Annotated in this window: 18 protein-coding genes and 1 riboswitch; of the genes, 6 read left to right on the top strand and 12 right to left on the bottom strand. The window is 67.0% G+C overall.

The window, feature by feature from the left end:
• Positions 1-77: 77 nt before the first annotated feature.
• Complete coding sequence (locus DC347_RS04025; protein ID WP_018761469.1) at positions 78-335, top strand: mycoredoxin; 258 nt, start codon at positions 78-80, stop codon at positions 333-335.
• Between the two features lie 44 nt (positions 336-379).
• On the opposite strand, the gene DC347_RS04020 is transcribed toward DC347_RS04025, so the two are convergent.
• The 4 genes from DC347_RS04020 to DC347_RS04005 all read right to left on the bottom strand — a co-directional run bounded on the left by DC347_RS04020 (position 380) and on the right by DC347_RS04005 (position 4,377).
• Entirely contained in the window at positions 380-1,129 is a 750-nt protein-coding gene (locus DC347_RS04020) for a lipoate--protein ligase (RefSeq protein WP_109044518.1), read from the bottom strand.
• A gap of 77 nt (positions 1,130-1,206) precedes the next feature.
• On the bottom strand, positions 1,207-2,877 hold the full coding sequence (locus DC347_RS04015; protein ID WP_109044693.1) for an AarF/ABC1/UbiB kinase family protein: 1,671 nt from the start codon (positions 2,875-2,877) through the stop codon (positions 1,207-1,209).
• A gap of 47 nt (positions 2,878-2,924) precedes the next feature.
• Positions 2,925-3,467, bottom strand: a complete 543-nt coding sequence (locus tag DC347_RS04010) for a PadR family transcriptional regulator (protein WP_018761472.1) — start codon at positions 3,465-3,467, stop codon at positions 2,925-2,927.
• Between the two features lie 106 nt (positions 3,468-3,573).
• On the bottom strand, positions 3,574-4,377 hold the full coding sequence (locus tag DC347_RS04005) for a thioesterase family protein (RefSeq protein ID WP_109044517.1): 804 nt from the start codon (positions 4,375-4,377) through the stop codon (positions 3,574-3,576).
• 157 nt (positions 4,378-4,534) lie between these two features.
• On the opposite strand from DC347_RS04005, the gene DC347_RS04000 reads away from it, so the two are divergent.
• The gene (locus DC347_RS04000) at positions 4,535-5,212 is read left to right on the top strand and encodes an endonuclease/exonuclease/phosphatase family protein (RefSeq protein ID WP_018761474.1); all 678 of its coding nucleotides are present in this window, start codon (positions 4,535-4,537) and stop codon (positions 5,210-5,212) included.
• Between the two features lie 21 nt (positions 5,213-5,233).
• On the opposite strand, the gene DC347_RS03995 is transcribed toward DC347_RS04000, so the two are convergent.
• On the bottom strand, positions 5,234-5,749 hold the full coding sequence (locus tag DC347_RS03995) for an NUDIX domain-containing protein (RefSeq protein WP_109044516.1): 516 nt from the start codon (positions 5,747-5,749) through the stop codon (positions 5,234-5,236).
• Between the two features lie 32 nt (positions 5,750-5,781).
• Positions 5,782-5,973 (bottom strand): DUF1918 domain-containing protein, encoded by a 192-nt coding sequence (locus DC347_RS03990; protein ID WP_018761476.1) that lies wholly within the window; start codon positions 5,971-5,973, stop codon positions 5,782-5,784.
• A gap of 74 nt (positions 5,974-6,047) precedes the next feature.
• On the opposite strand from DC347_RS03990, the gene DC347_RS03985 reads away from it, so the two are divergent.
• Both DC347_RS03985 and DC347_RS03980 read left to right on the top strand, forming a co-directional pair.
• Positions 6,048-6,551, top strand: coding sequence for a metallophosphoesterase (locus DC347_RS03985; RefSeq protein ID WP_109044515.1), 504 nt, complete (start codon positions 6,048-6,050; stop codon positions 6,549-6,551).
• A 143-nt stretch (positions 6,552-6,694) separates the two neighbouring features.
• Positions 6,695-7,588, top strand: coding sequence for a glucose 1-dehydrogenase (locus tag DC347_RS03980; RefSeq protein WP_018761479.1), 894 nt, complete (start codon positions 6,695-6,697; stop codon positions 7,586-7,588).
• A 33-nt stretch (positions 7,589-7,621) separates the two neighbouring features.
• Here the strand turns inward: DC347_RS03980 and DC347_RS03975 are convergent, their stop codons facing one another.
• From DC347_RS03975 to DC347_RS03960, 4 genes are read right to left on the bottom strand one after another with little or no spacing between them, the layout of a single operon-like run.
• The gene (locus tag DC347_RS03975; RefSeq protein WP_109044514.1) at positions 7,622-8,068 is read right to left on the bottom strand and encodes a DUF1810 domain-containing protein; all 447 of its coding nucleotides are present in this window, start codon (positions 8,066-8,068) and stop codon (positions 7,622-7,624) included.
• A gap of 24 nt (positions 8,069-8,092) precedes the next feature.
• Positions 8,093-8,620 carry a DNA alkylation repair protein gene (locus DC347_RS03970; RefSeq protein ID WP_109044513.1) on the bottom strand — a complete coding sequence of 176 codons (528 nt, stop codon included), beginning with the start codon at positions 8,618-8,620 and terminating at the stop codon, positions 8,093-8,095.
• Entirely contained in the window at positions 8,617-8,976 is a 360-nt protein-coding gene (locus DC347_RS03965) for a TraR/DksA C4-type zinc finger protein (RefSeq protein WP_018761482.1), read from the bottom strand. Before DC347_RS03965 ends, DC347_RS03970 begins: the two co-directional genes overlap by 4 nt.
• Positions 8,977-8,997: 21 nt before the next feature.
• Positions 8,998-10,311 carry a transglycosylase gene (locus DC347_RS03960; RefSeq protein ID WP_109044512.1) on the bottom strand — a complete coding sequence of 438 codons (1,314 nt, stop codon included), beginning with the start codon at positions 10,309-10,311 and terminating at the stop codon, positions 8,998-9,000.
• A 253-nt stretch (positions 10,312-10,564) separates the two neighbouring features.
• Positions 10,565-10,737: riboswitch (cyclic di-AMP (ydaO/yuaA leader) on the top strand.
• Positions 10,738-10,740: 3 nt separating this feature from the next.
• Between DC347_RS03960 and DC347_RS03955 the strand changes: the two genes are divergently transcribed.
• On the top strand, positions 10,741-11,577 hold the full coding sequence (locus DC347_RS03955; protein ID WP_109044511.1) for a LysM peptidoglycan-binding domain-containing protein: 837 nt from the start codon (positions 10,741-10,743) through the stop codon (positions 11,575-11,577).
• A 78-nt stretch (positions 11,578-11,655) separates the two neighbouring features.
• Here the strand turns inward: DC347_RS03955 and DC347_RS03950 are convergent, their stop codons facing one another.
• Both DC347_RS03950 and DC347_RS03945 read right to left on the bottom strand, forming a co-directional pair.
• A complete protein-coding gene (locus tag DC347_RS03950; protein WP_109044510.1) occupies positions 11,656-13,122 on the bottom strand; it encodes a YdiU family protein in 1,467 nt (488 codons plus the stop codon).
• 50 nt (positions 13,123-13,172) lie between these two features.
• The gene (locus tag DC347_RS03945) at positions 13,173-13,697 is read right to left on the bottom strand and encodes a DinB family protein (protein ID WP_018761486.1); all 525 of its coding nucleotides are present in this window, start codon (positions 13,695-13,697) and stop codon (positions 13,173-13,175) included.
• Between the two features lie 187 nt (positions 13,698-13,884).
• On the opposite strand from DC347_RS03945, the gene DC347_RS03940 reads away from it, so the two are divergent.
• Positions 13,885-15,036: an AI-2E family transporter gene (locus DC347_RS03940; RefSeq protein WP_240617688.1), complete on the top strand. Its 1,152-nt coding sequence runs from the start codon at positions 13,885-13,887 to the stop codon at positions 15,034-15,036.
• Positions 15,037-15,079: the final 43 nt, after the last annotated feature.

Raw genomic sequence — 15,079 nt, 5'->3', positions numbered from 1 at the left:
GGAAAGTCCGGGAATACCGGCGGCCACGCTACCGTTGACCGTAAGGAAACCTTTCAAGCGACGTTTAGGAGATCCGCGTGGACTTCACTCCCGAATCCGGCACCATCACCATGTTTTCCACTACTTGGTGCGGCTACTGCAACCGGCTGAAGAAGCAGCTGGACGCAAAGGGCATCGGCTACACGGAAATCAACATCGAAGAGGTGGACGGCACCGCCGAACTCGTGGAGAAGCTGAATGGCGGCAACCGCACCGTTCCCACCGTCCTGTTCCCGGACGGCTCCGCTGCCACCAACCCGTCAGCTGCTGAGGTCCAGAGCAGGCTCGCTGCCTAAGCGGCAGGAGACAGCCGGCTTCGCGCCGAAGAAACCGATGCGGGTCACGCCCCCAGGCTGCTGAAGGAAGCAGTTTCCAGGGTGGCGTGGCCCGCATACGTTTCCAGGAGGGCATGTTCCACGGCCGCCACATCCAGCCCGGGTACCAGGTCGTCGGCGGCGCCGGCCGTGGACGGGTCCCAGTCCAGGCCGAGGGCGGCGTAGCTGTCCGTGAGCACCTTCCGGATCGTGCCTGAATCCTCCACCACAATCACCGAGCTGAACAGCCAGCCACCGGAAACCACCCGTTGGGCGGTGCCGACGAGCTTCACGCGGCGGGAGCTGTCTGCCGCATCGGTTCCGTGCACACTGAACTCGCCGGGGCAGTATTCGCCGGGAATTTCCCCTACCGCGGCCTGGACCCCGACGCTTCGCAGGGCCTGGGCAAAGAGCTCACCGAAATAGGCGAACCGGGCTTTGGACCCGGCTACTGCGTCGGCGTCCGGTTCGATGTGGTCCACCACCAAGGTCCCTTGGTGGTAGGCGGCGGCCCGTCCCCCGGCCCTGCGGACCAAGGGCTCAAATCCGTTGGCCAGGCAGGCCCGTGCGGCCGCATCAAATCCGGGCAACCGGGTGTCCCGTTGCCCGAAGGCGACGGTGGGAGCGGGCCGGTACAGGCGCAGGGTGGGACCGAGGCTGCCTGACCTGGCCCTGGCCAGCAGCTCCAGCCCGAATTCGAGGTCACGTCCCGCGCCGAGGGACACGTCCTGCCGCACCACAGTCAGCGGGCGGGCGTCGGTACCGGTGTGGTGCATTGTTGCTGAACTCCCTGGGGTCGATGGCCGCCGGCGGACAGGCCTCCCCTAGGTTACGCCCGACGACGGCACGGGCTTTAACGGCCCCGGCGCCCTGCCCACAGTGCGTGCAGCAGGGGAACCGCAGAAACGGCCATCAGGACGTTCCCGAATACCAGGTCGTCAGAGCGGACGATGGCGCCCGCCACCAGCAGCGCACCGAACACCAGGGCAGAACCGGAGCGCCGCGCCGCCCTTTCCAGCCGGGCAGCCTGCCGCTCCAGCCGCGGGACTGCGACCTCAAGCGATCCTTCCTCGAGCCGGCCGGCCAGGGCGTCCAGCCTGCCGGGCAGGCGGAAGGCGGTAGCGGCGGCATCGAGGGCCTGCCGGGCCACGTCCTGGACCACGTTGCCGCGTTCGTTCCGCAGCAGCTGCGCGGCGTAGGGTTCCACGGAGTCCCAGAGGTTGAAGCGCTCATCCAGGGCGCTGCATACCCCTGACGTCAGGGACATGGCGCGGATGATCAAGAGGAAGTTCTCCGGCAGCTGGAACGGCAGCGAGCGGACCACGTCACCGAATTCCACCGCGAAGTCGCGGAACTCGCGGGGGTCCACCTCGCGGAGTTCGGCAAAGCCCATGCCCCCGAAGCGGGCGAAAAGCTGGGTCATGGCCCGTTCCAGTCCTGCGCTGTCCGCCGACGGCATCAGCACGCCGACGTCGTTGATCGCCGCCACGAGTCCCTTGCCGTCGCGCGCGGCCGCAGCGATCAGGAGCTTCCGCAGGCCGCTGCGCGTGGAAGCCGTGACCTCCCCCATCATGCCGAAGTCGATGAACGTCAGCTTCCAGCCAGGTCCCCCCGTCCCCGCAGGGACAGGCGTGACGAAGATGTTGCCCGGATGCGGGTCGGCATGGAAGAACCCGTTGGTGAAGAGCTGGTCGAACATGATGGACGCGAAAACGGGGGCCACCGCGGCGGGATCGATGCCGGCAGTCCGGAGCGCTCCCGCATCAGTGATTTTGATGGCCGTGACGTCCTCGAGCGTGAGTACGCGGCGGGTGGTGCGCTCCCAGACGACTTCCGGCACTGCCACCCTGGCGTCGCCGGCAAAGTCTGCGGCGAAGCGTTCAGCGTTGACGGCCTCGTGCAGGTAGTCAATCTCCTGCAGGCTGATCTGGGCGAATTCCTCCACCAGCGCCGGCATGTCCGCGCGGCGGGAGACGAGGCGGACATGGCTGAGCCAGCCGGCCACCTTCCGAAGGGCGGCGAGGTCGACGTCGACGATCGCGCCGATGCCCGGACGCTGTACCTTCATGACGACGGCGTCCAGGCCCGTATCTTCGGCGTCCAGGATATTCAGGCGGGCGCGGTGGGCCTGGCCCAGGGAGGCGGCCGCAATCGCGGATTCGTCCACGCTGGCGTAGACCCGGCCCACGGGGGCACCCAGTTCACGCTCTGCCAGGGCGGCGATCAGCGGGAAGGCCACGGGCGGCACCTCGTCCTGAAGCCCTTCGAGTTCTTTGGTGATTTCGGGCGGGAGGACGTCGAGCCGGGAGGACAGGAATTGCCCCACCTTGATCATCAGGCCGCCGAGGTCGATGGCCAGGTCGTGGAACCGGCGTGCAAAGTTCTGCATCCGGCGGGACCGTGTCCGCCCGGAGATGCTGCCCAGCCCCACCCTGGGCAGCAGCAGTTCGAACCACCACGTGGTGGCAAGATGCCAGGCGGCAAACCGGAGGATCCGCCGGTACCGGCCGCGGTGTTCCCGCATGGGCGACGCCGGGTCGGCCCGGTCCCGGACGGTCAGCGCCACCCGGGTCAGTCCTGCGCGAGGATGGCGTACAGCCGCCGGCGGGCCTCGTCGAGCACCGCCACCGCCTGTTGCACCTGGTCCGGTGAACCGGTCCTGCCCACCTGCGCCGCGGCCTGGGCCAGCTCAATCCCGGCCTTCGGAAGGGAGGCGCCGCCGGTTCCGAAGGTGGCGGCCGCGGGATCCCAGGGCGCGGACCCGTGCAAGTCAGCCGCCTCTTCGCGGCCGGCATCGGTCAGCGAGTAGATCTTCCTGCCGTTGGATTCCTCGGCCCTGATGGACCCTTCGTCTGCCAGGAGCTGCAAGGTGGGGTAGACGGACCCTGCGCTCGGCTTCCAGCTGCCGCCGCTGCGCTCCTCAATCTCGTGGATGACCTGGTAACCGTGCATGGGCTGCTCAGCGAGCAGCGCCAGAATCGCCGCACGGACCTCGCCTTTCCCGGCCCGGGTTCCAGCCCGTTTCTCGAACCTGGAGCGAAACTCTTCGACCGCTTGCCACATTCCGTCCAGGTTGTTCCCGCCGAACCCGCCTGCAGGGTTTGAACCACGCATGATGCACTCCTTCGTCAATCGCGAACGATACACAACGATACTCAGCGATACATTCCGGCACCATAGCCGGAGGCCGGATTCCGGGGCCGGAAAGGCCCCGGCGGCGTCAGGTCCTGCGCAGGGTGAGGATTTGCTCCGCCCGGCCGAAAGGTCCCTGCCGGTCGTGCAGCACCGTGGACGTGAGCCCAATTCCGTCGGAGCCGAAGGAAACGGCGTTGTCCAGCCCCAGCCACTCCCCTTGCGGCCGGCGGTACATGTGGATCTGCAGGTCCAGGTTGGGGAAGGCATAGCTGTCCTTGCCGGGCGGGACCCTGGCGGCGATTCCGTTGGCCGTGTCCGCCATTCCCATCAGCCGCGCCAGGTCGCCACTGTCGGCCCGGTCGGTCAGCGGGTACCCGGTGCGGAGCCACACTTTCCCGGCGCCGGGGCGGTGCCCCTCAGCCACCCGCATTTCCAGGGAACGGATGTAGCCTCCCGGCCACACAGCCGAGCCGTCATACGGCTTGCATTCGTCCGGGCCCGGAATGGCCGGGTCTTCGACCTCCGCTATGGGGCTGGTGTCGCTGGTCAGCATGCGCCACGCCGTGGCACGGATGGCGGTCCGGCCGCCGGCCACCAGTTCGGCCTGCACAAGTTCAATGGTCCTGCCGGGCCGCAGCGTGGTGGTCTCGATCCGGAAGTCGCCACCGGGGATCAGTCCCAGGATCTCGTAGCTGATCCGGGCCATCCGCATGTCGTCGCGCGGCTGGTGCCGTTCCAGGAGGTCAGCCATCAGGCCCGAGGCCGGCGCCATGTGCTGCTCGTGGGTGTTCCAGGCACCCTGGGCATGGATGGTTGACCGGAACCGGCCCCCGCCCAGTTCCTGGTAATAAAAGTTGCCCTCGGCGAGTTCAGGCAGGTCTGCAGTCAAAGCTGGCCCCTTAAGCAAAGTTCAGTGAATTGCCACTAACCCTATCGCCAGTGAGTGCGCCGCGACGCGGCAGGCAACGAAATGTTGGCGGGTACCACAGCCAAGCGGACTACACTCAGGAACTGGTCCTGTCAGCAACCCTCAAAAGAGGTGTTTCATGCGCGTCATCAGCTACAACCTCCGCAAGCATGCCGCAAGCGGCGAACTTCTCGCCCTGGCACGGAATCACGACGTCGATGCGCTGTGCCTCCAGGAGGTGGATTCCAGCGACCTCCCGGAGACCCTGGGCCCCCTCCATCTGGCGGATGCCACCAAGGGCAACAGGCTGGGCCTGGCCATCTACTACCGGACCAGCAGGTTCACTGCCCTGGACACGCAGTCCTTTGCCCTGAAGAAATCGATGCACGACAGGGTCCTTGCTCCGGCCCATGAGCGGCTGATCGGCACGCGGGTCATGGACAACCAGACCGAACACGAACTGGTGATCGGCTCGTTCCACGCAGCACCCCTGACGGCGTCGAACTCATTGCGGCGAAAGCAGATCCACGCGGCCCACGCGGAACTGCTCAGCATGGGTAAAGGCCTGATGACGCTGATGGTGGGCGACTTCAATTATCCGTTCTTCACCAAGAACCTGGATATGCACATGAAGAACTCCGGCTATGCCCTCTCCTTGAGCAACCGGCGCACCTACACCCGGTACAAGGTTTTCAAGGGCCATTTCGACTTCGCCACCTCCCTGGGGCTGGATATCGCCAGCGTGGAAACCCTTCCGCGCGGCAATTCAGACCACCTGCCCATCCTGGTGACAGCCGAGTACGGCGAAGGCTACTAGGCCCGGCTGCAACGCCGCCGTTTACCAGGATTCCCCGGCGTCCAGTTGTGCCATCAGGCCCGGCCAGGCTGCTGCGAAGCCGGGGTGGAGTTCCATGCCGTGGACTTCAGCCACCGGAACCCAGAGCAGGGCAATGCTCTCCGGATCGCTGATGACCGGTTCAAAGGACTCCCGCACACGGACCACCACGGTGGTGTAGGACCAGTAGCCATGGTCCAGCACGGAGGTAAAGAGAACGTCGACGTTGCCGGGCGGAACCGACGCTTCCTCGTAGGCCTCCCGGAGGGCGCCGTCGACCGGTTCTTCGCCCTGGTGCAGGGCCCCGCCGGGCAGGCCCCAGGTTCCGCCGTTGTGACTCCATACCGCGCGGTGCTGCAGCAGGACTCCCCTGGCGGGATCCCAGGCCAGGACCCCGGCCGCTCCGAACCTGCCCCAGAACCGGCCGCGGTCACCTTCCACCCAGGCGTCGCCCGGATCGCGGGGGCCGGTCCGCGGCGGCGGAGTGGAGGACAGGCTGGAGGGCGGGTAATGGTCCATTGCCCCAGTTTGACAGGTGAAGCGGCGGGACGTCAGGTGCCCTGCCCGTGGTCGACGGCGAAATCACCGCCCGGGTACATGACTGTTTCGTGGCCGTCGTCGAACCGGACCAGGTAGGGCGGGCCGCCGCCTTGGCCGCGCACCTCCAGGATCACCCCGTGCCGGTCCGCGGACCCCACGTTCCTGCCGCGCACCACGATCCGGTCGCCTTGGGCTGCCTCCATGGCAATCACCTCCACGGCCCAAGGGTACGACCCGCGGGCGCACCGGAACAGTGCCGCATGGCAGGATTTCCGGTATGCCGCTGAACCTCGTCCTGCTCGCCGACACCCATGTACCAAAACGCGCCAGGGACCTGCCGGAGCAGGTGTGGTCCGCCGTCGAAAATGCCGATGTGGTTTTCCACGCCGGCGACTGGGTGGAGGCAGCCCTGCTGGACGAATTCGAACGCCGGAGCAAGCGGCTGCTGGCCGTCTACGGCAACAACGACGGTCCCGAACTGCGCCGGCGCCTGCCGGAAACGGCAACTGCCACCCTGGATGGGGTCCGCTTTGCCATGGTCCATGAGACCGGGCCGGCCACAGGACGCGAGCTCCGGTGCGAAGCGCTGTACCCGGACGCCGATGTGCTGGTCTTCGGCCACAGCCACATCCCCTGGGACACGGTGTCACCGCGCGGGCTTCGGCTGCTGAACCCCGGGTCGCCTACGGACCGCCGGCGCCAGCCGGTTTGCACCTATATGGAGGCGGTACTCGACGATGGCGCCCTTGCCGGGGTCCGGGTGGTGGAGGTCCCGCGGTGAGCGCTTGGCACGGCGGCCGGAATTGCCTAGGCTGGAACAGTAAGCAAGCTTAGTTTTTGTTGGCTACCCTTTCCGCAATTGCCGGCTGCTTCATGTCCCGGGCCGCCAATGGGCCCGCGTCCCACCCGAACAGGAGGACCACCATGACTGACCAGTACACCTTCCGCAATCCCGTGACCGCCTACGAAAAGATCTCCCCGCCCAAGCAGCACCAGCCCGAACCGGGCCTGGACGCCGACCTGGAGCCCAAGGCCGACCTGGGTGAGGAAACCTACCGCGGCACCGGCCGGCTGGAAGGCCGCCGGGCCATCGTTACCGGCGCGGACTCCGGGATCGGCGCCGCGACGGCCATCGCCTTCGCCAGGGAAGGCGCCGACGTCGTCCTTTCCTACTTGCCGCAGGAAGAGGAAGACGCCGCGCGCATCGCCGGGATCATTGAGGCCGCAGGCCGGAAGGCGGTCAAGGTGCCGGGCGACCTGAAGGATTCCGCAGCGTGCCGCGAACTGGTGGATACTGCCGTGGCAGTGCTGGGCGGGGTTGACGTCTTGGTCAACAACGCCGGAAAGCAGGTTGCACAGGAGGATCTGCAGGACATTTCGGATGAGCAGTTCGACCACACGCTCAAGACCAACGTCTACGCCATGTTCTGGGTCACGAAGGCTGCCGTGCCGCACATGCCCGCCGGCTCCACCATCATCAACACCACGTCCATCCAGGCCTACAACCCGTCGCCGACCCTGGTGGACTATGCCACCACCAAGGCCAGCATCAACAACTTCACCAAGGGCCTGGCTCAACAGCTTGCGCCCAAGGGAATCCGGGTCAACGCGGTGGCGCCCGGGCCCATCTGGACTCCGCTGCAGGTCAGCAGCGGCCAGCCCAAGGAAGAATTGCCCGAGTTCGGCCAATCCACTCCCCTGGGCCGTGCCGGCCAGCCCGCTGAACTGGCCCCCGCCTACGTCTTCCTGGCCTCACCCGAGTCCAGCTACGTGGTCGGCGAGACACTGAATGTCAACGGCGGCAGCCCCACGCCCTAAGCTCCCGGCCGCCCAACACGGCGGGCCCTCCGGTTAGTCGGCGGCCTCCTGGCCGGCCAGGAGCTCATCCGTGGCAGGATCCGGCTCGCCATCAAAAAATTGGGCCAGGACCGTCTTGAACACTGTTTCTCCGGGCGCGGCCCGGAGAAACAGTGTCATGGACGAACGGAGCTTCTGCGTATCGATTCCGCCAAGGATGTCCGACGCCGAACGGCCGGAATGCGTGGTGAGAGCCAAGGCACACTCAAGAAGGCGCGGGCCCAGGACGGGGTGGTCCAGGTAGGCCCGTGCCTCTGCCAGGGACGAGATGGCGTAAGCCCGCGAGGTGGCGCTCTGCCCCAGCCCGGCAACTTGGGGGAAAATGAACCACATCCAGTGCCCGGTCTTGTTGCCGAGCTGCAATTCGCCAAGCGCGCTTCGGTAGGTTCCCCCACTGTCTTGGGCGGCGACGAATCGTTCCAGGTCAAACGCTTCACTCATGGGCTCTCCTCTGTGGCTTGCAGGTCATTGTGTCAACTCTTTCTCCACGAGGCGTGCTGCCGTTTGGAGTTGGGATTCAGGGTCTTCGCGCCAGCGCGCCAGGACAGCCGCGGCCCGCTGGCGGTCTCGGTGGTCCAAGCCGGCCAGCAAGGGCACCAGGACGTCGGAAACCAAAGGCCCGGCCAGCTCTGCCGCCTGGGCCGAGCGGAGAAAGCCCTCCAGCCGGGTGAGGTCCGAATGCCGCAGCACCTGCACCTTTGTTTGCAGCAGGACAACGGCGGCCAGCCGGCGTTCGAAGACCGGCTGCGAGCCTGGTTTCGGCTGGCCCCACAGGGCGGAGGCCAGCATGACCGTGGTGTCATGGCCCATGTCCTTGAACTTCCGAAGGGCGTCCCGGACTGTGCCGCGGACTGCGCCGATCGAAGACCCGTAGGAGGCCAGGGCTCCGCCCAGCCGGTAGCCCACCTCGTCGGCCCGGTACCAGGCACCCTCGTTCTGAAGGGTCCGGTCGATAAATTCAGCAGCAGCCGCGACGTCGGGCACCTCGGTCACCGCCCCCGCCCCGCAGAGGCATGAAGGATACAGAATGGGGTCCAGGGCCGCGCCTCGAGCCTGCCGGCCGCGATGGGCTCGCCGCAGACCGCACAGGTTCCATAGGTGCCGTTGGCCAGCCGCTCCAGGGCTGCCTCCACCTGGTCCAGCCCGGCTGAACTCTGCTTCAACAATGCCGACGCCTGCGACAGTTCGAAGGCGATCGTGGCGCCCTCGGGATCGTGTTCGTCATCGACGTTGGAGTCCTGCCGGGCCGCGTTGGCCGCGTCGATATCAGCCCGCAGCGCCGGCAACAGGGCCAACCTCCGGGCCCGTTCCTCTTCGAGCAGCACCCTGAACCGTTCGAAATCTGGCATGCGGAAAGCCTAGCGCGCCAGTCAGTACCAGTTCAGGGCGACGGAATGGCTCCAGGCGCCGCACGGGGACCCGTAGCGGTCGCGGATGTAGCCGAGCCCCCAGTCAATCTGCGTCCGGTAACTCGTCAGCCAGTCGCTTCCGGCGCTGGCGTACTTTCCCGGCGGCAGGGCCTGGGCTATGCCATAGGCCCCGGATGAGGCATTCGTGGCCGTGGTCAGCCAGCCGGATTCCTTGGTCCACAGCTGGGACAGGCACTGGAACTGGTCGGCGCCCCAGCCGAGGGCACCCAGGCGTCCTGAGGCATAGGCCTTGGCGCCGGCAGGATCATTGACGGCACCGCCCGGGACGGAGGGAACGACGACGGGCGGCGGGCCGGGCACGGCTGGCTGCGGCGGACTGCCGGGAACCGGGTCGGCCGGCGGGGCCGGTACCGCCGCGTTGCCGGCCGGAGCCGCAGCCGCGGGTTTGGGCTGCCGGGCTGCGGCCGCGGCAGCCTGCGCCGCGGCTTCGGCCTGCCGGCGGGCCTGCTCCGCCGCAGCGGCGCGCTTGGCCTCCTGGGCCGCTTCATAGGCAGCCAGCGCCGCCTGGCCCTGGCGATACTCCCCCTCAAGTGCCGCCGTCGTTCCCTTCAGCGAGGCCAGCTGGGCGGTCAGTTCGGTGCTGTGCTGCTGTTCGTCATTTACCTGCCGGGCAAGCGCGTCCTGGGCGGAGCGGGCTGCGTCCAGTTTGGCTTTTGCTTCCCCGGACAGTCGTTCCCGCTCAGTGCGGGCCACTTTTTCCTGCTCTGCCAGGGATGCGGCAACTTTTCCGGCAGCCGCAGCTTTCTCCACCAGAGCAGCAGTCTTGTCGCCCACCAGCTGGACGAGGTTGAGCCCTTGGACGCTGTTGTTCCGCAGGGCATCAAGGGCCACGAAGAATCCGGTATTGGTCCCGCCCGTCTTGTACGCCTGGACGGCAAGCGCTCCGATTTCCTTGCGATGACGGGCCAGTTCGTCGTTGGCGCGGGCAGCCTGGGTGGACAATGAATCCAGCCTGACCGATGCCGCTTGCAGCCCGGCGTCGGCTGCGGCGTAGTCGGCCGCTGCCCGGACCGCCGTGTTACCGGCGGCTTCAGCCTGGGTCTGGAGGCCGTCCAGGAGCCCGTTGATGGTGGTGATCTCTGCCACTTTCGCTGCCTCGGAAGACTGCGCCTGCTGCACGTCAGCCCAGGACGGATACCCACCGGGAGGTGCAGGCTCGTCTGCCGTGGCAGGCAGGACCGTGGCCGCTGCCACTGCGATGGCGAGCAGTCCCCCCACCAGCGGGGACGTGGGCATGGTCACGAACAGGGGCATAGTCCCGAAGCATACCGGCGGCACGCCGGAGCGGAAAGGCGGCCGTGCCTGCTTTGTTACCCGTTTGGTCCGGTGCCGGACCGGCGGGAGCCCGGCGAGGGTGGATCGGACCCATCCAATCGCTGGTTGAATACGAGAGAAGAACCTCGCATGTTATCTAAACGTGACAATGGGAGGGTCGGCGGGTTATGGTCTTCTGGTGTCCCTCCCCAAACGGGACACTCCCATCAGTTTGCCGAGCCCTGCCGCTGATACCGGGATTCAACCGCATTCATGCTGGCAGGGACGGGGGAACCAAGTTTCCACGACCTTTCAGGTCTTGGGGTTAAGTCGGACAGCTCCTCCGCCCACCGCGGAGATATGTTCGGCCGGGTATCTCCAACCCGAACCCGACAGCTCACCCCGCAGGCATGGGAGAGGCGATCAATCGTGTCAAAGAATCTCAGCACTGCCCGCCACCGCGCGACCCCGGCCCGCTCCATTGCGCTCGAGGGACTCGCCGTGACGGCCAAATCACAGGCCCGTTCGTTTGGCCGTCCGGCCCTCGCTGTTGCCGCCGCGTCCGGCATCGCGTTCGGCGTCGGCGCCCCGGCCCATGCGGGCGTGACGGGCGCGGACACCACTGAGCAGGCCAGCGTCCAGGCCGCCGCAGCTCCTGCAACTGCTCCGGCAGCCGCGGCAGCAACCGTCCACACCGTCGTTTCCGGGGACACCCTCGGCGCGATTTCGGCCGCGTACGGAGTCAGCCTCAATGACGTCCTGGCTGCCAACGGCCTGGGATTGTCGTCCATCATCTACCCCGGTGACCAGATCCAGATCCCCGGCGCCGGCTACGTGGCAGCACCTGCCCCCGCGCCGGCAGCGGCCCCCGTCCAGGCAGCAGCCGCCACCGCACCGGCGAACACCGGCATGAACATGTCCTACGCATCAGCAACGCCGGTGGCGTCCACCACCGGCAGCGGGACCGGTGCTGCCATCCTGGCCTCCGCCTACGGCCAGGTCGGCGTGAGCCAGGACTGCACCGCCATGGTTGAAAAGGCCCTGCGCTCCGTCGGCAAGAGCGTCGGCGACCTGGCTCCCACGCAGTTCTTCCAGTACGGCAGCGTGGTCGGGAGCCCGGCACCCGGCGACCTCATCATCACCTCGGGCCACGTGGGCGTTTACGCCGGCAACGGCCAGGTTGTGAGTGGCGGCGTCAACGGCTACACCACGCAGCTGCACTCCATCAGCTGGCTCAGCGGCTACTCAGTGGTCCGCGTCGCCTAGTCTTCGCGCAGTAAAGCCTGCTCCCAACAGGAGGGTGGCAGCCGGGTCTCCGGTTGCCACCCTCCTGTTGTCGTCGGATCAGGTCCCGCAAAAGGTCGTATAGGTCCCGAATTCCGCCGGGGCACCGTCCATGTAGCGTTCCAGCCCGGCCCGCTCGGTGAAAGGATCGGTCACGGCCTGAAGCAGGCGGTGCAACGGGGCAGTGTCTCCCTCCGTGCCGGCGGCGAGGGCTTCCTCCACCAGATGGTTCCGTGGAATGTACGCCGGGTTGACGCTGTCCATCAGCCCTGCGTCGGGTTGCAGCGCCAACCACCGCTCCGACCAGGCGTCGAAGCCGGCCAAATCCATCACCATCCCGCGCACCGGGCGCAGGTCGCCGCGGGCCGCCCTGCCTAGGTTACGGAAGAACAGGGTGTAATCCACCGGGCCGTCCTTGAGAATGGCCACCACATCGTCAATAAGGCTGGACGCGGCGTCGTCGCTGGCGTTTCCAGCGGCAAGACCCAGTTTGGTTTTCATGCCGCCCGTCCACGCCGTGCTGTACTGTCCACGGAATCCACCGAGCACCTCAACCGCTGCGGCAACGGCCTTGTCCTCGTCTTCGTCAACGAGCGGCAGCATTGCCTCGGCAAGGCGGGCAAGGTTCCATTCGGCAAGGACTGGCTGGTTGGCGTAGGCGTAACGGCCACTGACATCGATGGAACTGAAGACGGCGGCGGGATCGAAGGCATCCAGAAACGCACACGGGCCGTAATCAATGGTTTCCCCTGAGATGGTCATGTTGTCCGTATTCATGACCCCGTGCACGAATCCCGCCAGCATCCACCGGGCCACCAGCCCGGCCTGGGCGGAACAGACGGACGCAAACAGTGCCAGATAGGGGTTTGGGGCGACGGCAGCGTCCGGATAGTGCCTGCTGATGGCGTGGTCAGCCAGCCGCTTGAGCAGGTCCATGTTCTCCGTGGCCCGGGCGTACTGGAAACTCCCAACCCTCAAGTGGCTGCTGGCCACCCGTGCCAGGACAGCACCGGGCAGCATGCCCTCGCGCCGGACCTGCCGCCCCGTCGCCACGACAGCGAGGGAGCGCGTAGTGGGAATACCCAGGGCGTGCATGGCCTCACTGACAACGTACTCGCGCAACATTGGCCCGACGACGGCCCGGCCGTCCCCGGCGCGGGCGAACGGGGTGCGCCCCGAGCCTTTGAGGTGGATGTCCAGCAGGCGGCCGGCGCGGTCCGTGACTTCCCCCAGCAGGAGCGCGCGTCCGTCGCCGAGCAATGGGGAGTAGCCGCCGAACTGGTGGCCCGCGTAAGCCTGCGCCACCGGGGTGGCACCGGCGGGAACGTGGTTGCCCACGAGGAGGCGCACCCCTTCGGGACTGCGGAGGTATCGCGGGTCAAGGCCCAGGCCTGCTGCAAGCTTTTCATTCAGGACCAGGAGTTCGGGGTCCGGAGCTTCCTCGGCCTGCCAGGGAACCGCAAGTTCCGCCAGTTCACGGGCGAAGCGGCCGTCGAAGGTGACCGTGGATTCAGCTGCTGCCGTCATGGGTTAACCCTATCGCCGTGGTGCCGCCCGCCCCTCCTGCACGGAGAGTTTCAGGCCCTGCCGCCGCTGGCCCCTGCATCATCCAGCCCCTTGGCATAGGCCGCCTGGCCGGCATGCTGGAGGCAGTCCCCCAGAATGCTGACAAGCCGCACCCCAAGGGTCACCGGCGGATCCCAGCGCCTGTCCACCACGCGGTCCAGGTCCTGTTCTTCCAGGCTTTCGAGGACCTTCGTGGTCTGCCGGTGGACTGCTTCACAGTACTCAAGCAGGAGCTCACCGGATGCCCGGACAGCATCCACCTGGCCGCTGGAGTGGCCATAGCCCGTGTCGCCTTCCGCCAACGGGAGGCCAAAACGCGACACGAAGCCTTCCGACGTCCAGACCTGTTCCAACTCCGAGGCGGAGGCGACCTGCGCATCCTCCACCCTCCCCAGGTGCCACACCAGCCAGGCGATGGAGTTGCCGCGGCCGGAGGGGCGGTGCTGGAGCTGTTCCTCGTCGAGCCCGTCGAGCACCTGCCGGACCAGGCCCGGGAGGCGGCCAAAGGACTCGAGGAGCAATTCTTTGGAATCCATGGATCTGGCGCCTTTCGGGTTGCCCGGTCGGGGGAACAATAAGGTTACTGAGTAAAAGTAATGCCTGTGAACAGGCGGCCCCAGTCAACACGTGCGCTTGTTTCGACTTTGAGGGGGACGCGGGGTACAAGGTAACCAAGGTGCATCATGTCGTGGGCCGGGCGTTGACCGCAAGCAAGGAGAACCGATGGAACGCAGCAATGTATCCCCGGACAGTCACGGGGCAGAACCGTCCCGGGCCCAGTCCCCCGCGGCAAGGATGTCAGCGCTCTGGGCGGATGGTTTGGGCAGGGCCAGCATCAGGGCCGTCCAGGCGCTCTCGCTGCTGGCGCTCGCCTGGGTGGCCGTGGTGGCCGCCACCCGGGTTCCGCTGGTGACCGTACCCGTTCTGGTCGCCCTGATCCTGGCGTCGGCAATGGCTCCCGCCGTGCGGTGGCTCGCCGCCCGCGGGTTCCCCCGGTCGCTGGCCGTGCTGTCATCCTTCCTGGTGATCATCGCCGTCGCGGCCGGAGTGGTGGGCGGCATCGTTGCACTGGTCCGCCAGCAGGCCCCGGTTCTGGCAGCACGGGCGGAAGCAGGGATTGGCCAACTGCAGCAATTCATCACCACGGGACCCGTCGCACTGACCGGCGCGCAAATCGACGCGGCCCGCAACGAATTCCAGAAGTTCCTTGCCGGCGGAACCCTGGGAGCCGATGCGCTGACCGGACTCAGGACCGCAGGGGAGATAGCTGCCGGCACGGTCCTGACGGCCGTCATCCTTTTCTTCTTCCTCAAGGACGGCGAGAGGATCCGGTCGTTCCTGATCGGGTTCCTTCCCGGCAACCATCAAGGAAAAGCACAGTTGGCCGCGGAACGCAGCCTCCTGGTGCTCGGCGGCTACGTCCGGGGCACCCTCATCATTGCCGCGATCGATGCGATCCTGGTGCTGGTGGGGCTGCTCATCCTTCGGGTCCCCCTGGCCGTGCCGCTGGCCGCCGTGGTCTTCCTGGGCGGGTTCATTCCGATCATCGGGGCAACCAGCGCCGGCAGCCTCGCCGTACTGGTAGCCCTGGTGGAAAACGGGCCGGTACCGGCGCTCATCGTGCTGATCATCCTGGTGGCTGCCAACCAGTTCGAACACCACATCCTGCAGCCTGTCTTCATGGGCCGGGTCCTGCGGATCCACGGGCTGGTCATCATCCTGGCGCTGACGGCCGGGGCCACCTTGGCCGGGGTGGTCGGGGCGCTGCTCGCAGTCCCGCTGGCCGCCGTCGGATGGACCATCTACAGGACGCTGTCCGGACGCGAAGCAACGGCCGGCGATCCACCGGCACCGCCGCCGGCACCTTCGGCCTAGCGGCCCTCCTGCACGCCTGCTTCGGTGACTTTAGGCCCTAGAG

It is taken from the genome of Pseudarthrobacter sp. AG30 (assembly GCF_003116525.1).
Taxonomy (GTDB): Bacteria; Actinomycetota; Actinomycetes; order Actinomycetales; family Micrococcaceae; genus Arthrobacter.
This window is presented reverse-complemented; position numbering and strand designations above follow the sequence as displayed.

What these genes read in the sequence shown, in the direction of transcription:
- DC347_RS04020 (WP_109044518.1), bottom strand. Translation starts at nt 1,129, where the DNA reads ATGCACCACACCGGTACCGACGCCCGCCCGCTGACTGTGGTGCGGCAG.
- DC347_RS04015 (WP_109044693.1), bottom strand. Translation starts at nt 2,877, where the DNA reads ATGCGGGAACACCGCGGCCGGTACCGGCGGATCCTCCGGTTTGCCGCC.
- DC347_RS04010 (WP_018761472.1), bottom strand. Translation starts at nt 3,467, where the DNA reads ATGCGTGGTTCAAACCCTGCAGGCGGGTTCGGCGGGAACAACCTGGAC.
- DC347_RS04000 (WP_018761474.1), top strand. Translation starts at nt 4,535, where the DNA reads ATGCGCGTCATCAGCTACAACCTCCGCAAGCATGCCGCAAGCGGCGAA.
- DC347_RS03995 (WP_109044516.1), bottom strand. Translation starts at nt 5,749, where the DNA reads ATGGACCATTACCCGCCCTCCAGCCTGTCCTCCACTCCGCCGCCGCGG.
- DC347_RS03990 (WP_018761476.1), bottom strand. Translation starts at nt 5,973, where the DNA reads ATGGAGGCAGCCCAAGGCGACCGGATCGTGGTGCGCGGCAGGAACGTG.
- DC347_RS03985 (WP_109044515.1), top strand. Translation starts at nt 6,048, where the DNA reads ATGCCGCTGAACCTCGTCCTGCTCGCCGACACCCATGTACCAAAACGC.
- DC347_RS03980 (WP_018761479.1), top strand. Translation starts at nt 6,695, where the DNA reads ATGACTGACCAGTACACCTTCCGCAATCCCGTGACCGCCTACGAAAAG.
- DC347_RS03975 (WP_109044514.1), bottom strand. Translation starts at nt 8,068, where the DNA reads ATGAGTGAAGCGTTTGACCTGGAACGATTCGTCGCCGCCCAAGACAGT.
- DC347_RS03965 (WP_018761482.1), bottom strand. Translation starts at nt 8,976, where the DNA reads ATGCCAGATTTCGAACGGTTCAGGGTGCTGCTCGAAGAGGAACGGGCC.
- DC347_RS03960 (WP_109044512.1), bottom strand. Translation starts at nt 10,311, where the DNA reads ATGCCCCTGTTCGTGACCATGCCCACGTCCCCGCTGGTGGGGGGACTG.
- DC347_RS03950 (WP_109044510.1), bottom strand. Translation starts at nt 13,122, where the DNA reads ATGACGGCAGCAGCTGAATCCACGGTCACCTTCGACGGCCGCTTCGCC.
- DC347_RS03945 (WP_018761486.1), bottom strand. Translation starts at nt 13,697, where the DNA reads ATGGATTCCAAAGAATTGCTCCTCGAGTCCTTTGGCCGCCTCCCGGGC.
- DC347_RS03940 (WP_240617688.1), top strand. Translation starts at nt 13,885, where the DNA reads ATGGAACGCAGCAATGTATCCCCGGACAGTCACGGGGCAGAACCGTCC.